The 4,708-nt window shown below is 72.9% G+C and carries 4 protein-coding genes; 1 reads left to right on the top strand and 3 read right to left on the bottom strand.

Annotated elements, in window-relative coordinates:
- The first annotated feature begins 165 nt into the window (after nt 1–165).
- Nucleotides 166–336, top strand: a complete 171-nt coding sequence (locus tag ADK55_RS10010; RefSeq protein WP_053677148.1) for an MbtH family protein — start codon at nt 166–168, stop codon at nt 334–336.
- A gap of 49 nt (nt 337–385) precedes the next feature.
- On the opposite strand, the gene ADK55_RS10005 is transcribed toward ADK55_RS10010, so the two are convergent.
- The 3 genes from ADK55_RS10005 to ADK55_RS09995 form a co-directional block, all read right to left on the bottom strand.
- Nucleotides 386–2,548 carry a penicillin acylase family protein gene (locus ADK55_RS10005; protein ID WP_053677146.1) on the bottom strand — a complete coding sequence of 721 codons (2,163 nt, stop codon included), beginning with the start codon at nt 2,546–2,548 and terminating at the stop codon, nt 386–388.
- A 111-nt stretch (nt 2,549–2,659) separates the two neighbouring features.
- Nucleotides 2,660–4,231 (bottom strand): amidohydrolase, encoded by a 1,572-nt coding sequence (locus tag ADK55_RS10000; protein WP_053677144.1) that lies wholly within the window; start codon nt 4,229–4,231, stop codon nt 2,660–2,662.
- 12 nt (nt 4,232–4,243) lie between these two features.
- A partial coding sequence (locus ADK55_RS09995) for an ABC transporter ATP-binding protein (RefSeq protein WP_159041346.1) occupies nt 4,244–4,708 on the bottom strand: 465 nt, incomplete at its 5' end.

The following is a 4,708-nucleotide window of genomic DNA, read 5'->3' as shown; positions in this document are numbered from 1 at the left end:
TCGTTCACGCGCTCGTCCTGATCGGATTCACCGCCCTCAGTTGGTTCCTGGCATTGCGCGGGATGACGCGCCGCCTCATCGACTGATTTCCGATACCACGAGCACATGTTTGAACATACATGTATCGGTATATTCTTCCATTGATGTGACTGAAAGGGGGTCGTCATGACCAACCCGTTCGACGATCCGGACCGCCTCTTCCGCGTGCTGCGCAACACCGGGGGCGAACACTCGCTCTGGCCGGACGGCATCGAGATTCCCGCGGGCTGGCAGGTCGTCCACGGCGAGGCCTCGCGCGCCGCCTGTCAGACCTGGATCGAGGACAACTGGCGCTGAGGGGACGGCCGGTGGCCGCCCCCTCCCGTCCGCTGCCGGTCGCCGCGCCTCAGCGGGAACGGACCGCCTCCGCCGGCAGGGCCTCCGGTGCACTGGTGCGCTCGTGGACGAGGCCGGCGAAATCCGTCAGCACGGGCACGAGTTCGCCGCGCAGCCACCGGGGCAACTGGTCACGGTGGTGTGCGTCGGCCGGAACGCCCGTGGCGCCCAGCGGGACCACCCAGAGGCTGCGGTCCCGGTCGGACAGGTCCCACACGTAACGGGCGGAAGGGCCGCGCGAGCTGAGGTCGGTGACGCCCGGGGTGCTCGAGGTCGCCAGGACGCAGTCGTGGTCGCCGCCCAGCCCCGGCCCTTCCTCCCCGGACGGGCCCCCGAAGGTGTTCCCGAACGGGCCGCCCGACGGCAGCGCTCGGAGCGGGGCCAGCCGGTGCGACGCGCCCCATGCGAGGGGTTCCTCCCGCGCGACCTCCTCCAGGGACGCGCGCAGAATGCCGGTCAGCGGCAGTCCGGGCAGCAGGTCCGTCGTGAGCAGGTTCTCCAGGGCGAAGGCGACCTTCGCGGTGAGCGTCAGCCAGGGCTGGAACACCGACGGGTACGGCAAGGTCGTGGCCAGCGGCCTCAGTTGCGGGGACGACGCAATCCGGCGGGTGACGGCCGACCGCAGCCGCGCGTAGTCGCCGGCGGTCCGGCTGCCCGCGTCCATGCGCAGGTCCCACGCCATCAGCCGCTCACGCAGCCGTTCGGCCCCGGCGCTCAGACCGGTCAGGCGTCCGACGGCCGCCAACAGCGGCCGGGCCGCCTCCAGCAGGGTGTCCATGTGGACGGTGGACATGGCCGGGGCCGTCCACTCCCGGGACTCGCGCAACAGCGCCTCGATCCTTCGCGCCCGGTACGGCGGGGCGAACTCCACCCCGAGCGGGGTCGCGATCCCGCGGGCGTTGGCCATCACCGCGAGGCCCTCCGCCGCGGCGTCCTCCCGCGGCGTCGCGAGCGGCCCCCGCCACTCGTGCCCCGCGTGCCAGGCCGGCACGATCCGCAGCCCGTTGTCACGATGGCGATCGGGCACGTACCCCGCGACCCGGTGCAGCAGCCCCCCGGCCGTGTCGGCGGCGTGGACCACGTTGACCGGTTCGATCCAGCCGTCGAGCGCCCGGTCCACGTCCTCGACGGTACGTGCCCGCATCAGGGCCGGGATGGTCGCGAAGCCCAGGTCCCCGGTGACCCTGGGTGGGTACCGCAGGCTGACCCGGCCGGGCCCGTCGGTCGGCTCGGGCTCCTGCGGATCGCCCGGGACCCGCCCGCCGATGACGATCGGGCCGCGGTCCGTCTCGATCACGTCGACCTCGACGGGAGCGCCGTCCGCGACCTCGACGACCTCCCGGTGGTGACGGGCCGGCCGCCAACCGTCCGGCCCGAGCGCCTCGAACCCGCCGTCCCCCGAAGGCGACACGGGGCGCAGTCGTTCCCGGTAGAGGTCGTGGTAGTCGGACATCGCGTTCGTGATGGCCCAGGCCACCGAGCCGGTGTGGCCGAAGTGCGCGATGCCGGGCACGCCGGCGACGGCGAAGCCGACGACGTCGTACTCGGGGCACGACAGGTGGATCTGCTGGTAGAACCCCGGATCCTGAAGGAAGCGGTGGGGGTCTCCCGGGATGATGGGGGCCCCGGTGGCGGTCCACTCGCCCGACGCCATCCAGCCGTTGGAGCCCGCCGTGCCCGGATCGTCGGTCGCGAACAGTTCGGCGGCCTCCTCGCCCAGCCGGCGGATCACCTCCTCGCGCCACAGCTTGGTGGGGAACCCCGCGAACAGGATGTGGTGGGCCAGCCAGACCCCGAGCGGGGTCCACGGCTGCCAGTGCCCCGGCGCGAGACCGACCGCGGCGAACTCGGGAGCCGCGGCCGCACCCTCGGCCAGTCCCGCGTTGACCCCGTCGACGTACGCGCCCACCCACGCGGCCGTCTCCTCGTCGAGGCCGGCGAAGCAGCGCCGCGCGGTGTCGTCGAGCCGCGCCTGACGGGCGAACCGGTCCCAGGCGACGGCGTCCGAACCGAGGAACGAGGCCGTGGTGCCCTGCGAGCGGTGCCGCTCGACCTCGATCTGCCAGGCCCGGTCACGTGCGGCGTTCTCCCCCTGCCCGTAGGCGAGTCGGAGGTGGTCGGACGCCTTCAGATGGGGAATGCCCCACGCGTCCCGGTACGTGCTGACCGTCATTCGTCCGCGACCTTCCCACCCGACAACAATCGAACTTAGGCTACCCTAAGTCGGCTGTCCGGGGTCCACGACCGTACGGTCGGCGGCCGCCCGCCCGTCAGCGGGGGACGGTCACACCCGGCCCGCCGTGGGCACGCCGTCCACGTACGTGTCGAGCACCTCGATGTCGCCGATGCGCGAGGTCTCCACCCGCGTGGGATCGTCGGCGAGCACCACCAGATCGGCCCGCTTCCCCGGCGTCAGAGTGCCCGCGCGGTCCTCCCAGCGGCAGGCGCGGGCGCCGCCGACCGTGTACGCGTACAGGGCCTCCTCGACGCTGATCGCCTCGTCCGGGCCGATCGCCCGCCCCGACAGCGAGGTCCGCTCGACCATGAACTGGACGGCCCGCAGGGGGGAACCGTCCGTCACGGGCCGGTCGGAACTGCCCACCAGGGTCACCCCGTGGTCGAGGAACCCGCGGCCCCGGTACATCCACGGGGCCCGCTCGGGACCCATGACGGCCGCGTAGTCGTCCCCGAAGTACCGCAGGAAGTTCGGCTGGACCACCGCACTGAGACCCAGCGCGGCGAACCGCGGCAGCTGGTCCGGGCGGATCAGTCCGGCGTGTTCGATCCGGTGCCGGGCGTCCGGCCGGGGCCGCAGGGCCTGGGCCCGCTCCAGCGCGTCCAGGGCGAGGTCGGCGGCACGGTCGCCGATGGCGTGCACCGCGAGCTGCCAGCCGGCGAGGTGCCCGTCCACGATCAGCTCCGTGATCGCCTCGGGGGAGTCCTGGAGTTCACCGATCCCGTCCGTCCCGACGGACGGGCCGGGCAGCGCGGCCGTACGGGCCATCATGCCGCCGTCGGTGTAGATCTTGAGCGCGCCGACGGACAGCCAGTCGTCCCCGAACCCGGTCCGCAGCCCGAGGTCGAGCGCGCGCGGGAAGCCGTCGTCCGCGTGGGCCGCCACGGGACGCAGGGTGTCCCCGGCCGCCATCAACTGGACCCGCAGCGGAAGCCGGCCCCGGTCGCGCAGCGCCTGGTAGGCGCCGGCCTCGACCGGGCTGTGGCCGAGGAGCCCGCCACCGATCCCGGCCTCCGCGCAGGCGGTGATGCCCTCGCCCAGACACTGCCGGCCGGCGCGTTCGATGGCGTCGGCCAACTCCTCCTGGGAGTAGGGCAGTCGCAGCCGTCGGGCGGCGGTCATGGCGCTCTCGGCGAGGAAGCCCCCGCCGGCCGCGGCCGAGGCGGGCAGCAGGTCCAGGACAGCGCTGTTGACCACGCAGCCGTGCCCGGAGTCGTGCAGCATGAACACCTTGCGGCCGTCAGCAACCTTGTCCAGTTCGACGGCCGTCAGATGCCGCCCCAGGGCCCGCTGGTCGTATCCGACGATGTCCACCCACGCCCCGACCGGCTTGTCCGCGACGGCCCGCGCCACCACCGCCAACACGTCCTCGACCCGCTCGCACGGCGCCACGCTCGGCGTGGCGGCCTTCAGACCCGTCCAGGCCAGATGGACGTGGCTGTCGATGAACCCCGGCAGCACGGTGGCGCCCTGGAGGTCCACCACCTCCCGGGCGGGCAGTCCCGTCACCGCCTCGTCGAGGCCGACGATCCGGCCGCGCCAGATCCCGATGTCGTGGGCGACGGGGTGCGCCGGGTCCATGGTGACGACGTGCGCGTTGGTCAGCCGCGTACTGAGCATGGGCATCGGTCCTCAGGAAGTGGGAGCCACCGGTTCCGGCGTCAGGGGGTGGCGGGTACGGGCGGTGGGGACCATCAGCGGGGTGCCGGTCTCCGGGTCCTCGATGATCCGGCAGGGCAGGCCGAAGACGTCCCGCACCAGTTCGGCCGTCATCACCGTCGAAGGGTCGCCCTCGGCGGCGATCGTGCCGCCGGGCCTCATGACCACCAGGTGGCTGGCGTACCGGCAGGCCTGGTTGAGGTCGTGGAGCACGGCGACGATGGTGTGGCCCTTGTGCTCGTGCAGGTCGGCGCAGAGGTTCAGCACCTCCACCTGGTGGGCGATGTCGAGGTAGGTCGTCGGCTCGTCGAGCAGCAGGATCGAGGTCTGCTGGGCGAGCACCATGGACAGCCAGACGCGTTGGCGCTGCCCGCCCGACAGGTCGTCCACCGGCCGGTCGGAGAGTTCCAGCACTCCGGTCTGGCGCATGGCCTCGAC

Source organism: Streptomyces sp. WM4235, assembly GCF_001279725.1.
In the GTDB taxonomy this organism is placed as follows: domain Bacteria; phylum Actinomycetota; class Actinomycetes; order Streptomycetales; family Streptomycetaceae; genus Streptomyces.
Note: the sequence above shows the minus strand (reverse complement) of the source record. Positions and strands in the feature narration are given on the sequence as shown.

Excerpts from the sequence above, each read along its gene's own strand:
- ADK55_RS10005 (WP_053677146.1), bottom strand. The coding sequence starts at position 2,548 with ATGACGGTCAGCACGTACCGGGACGCGTGGGGCATTCCCCATCTGAAG.
- ADK55_RS10000 (WP_053677144.1), bottom strand. The coding sequence starts at position 4,231 with ATGCTCAGTACGCGGCTGACCAACGCGCACGTCGTCACCATGGACCCG.
- ADK55_RS10010 (WP_053677148.1), top strand. The coding sequence starts at position 166 with ATGACCAACCCGTTCGACGATCCGGACCGCCTCTTCCGCGTGCTGCGC.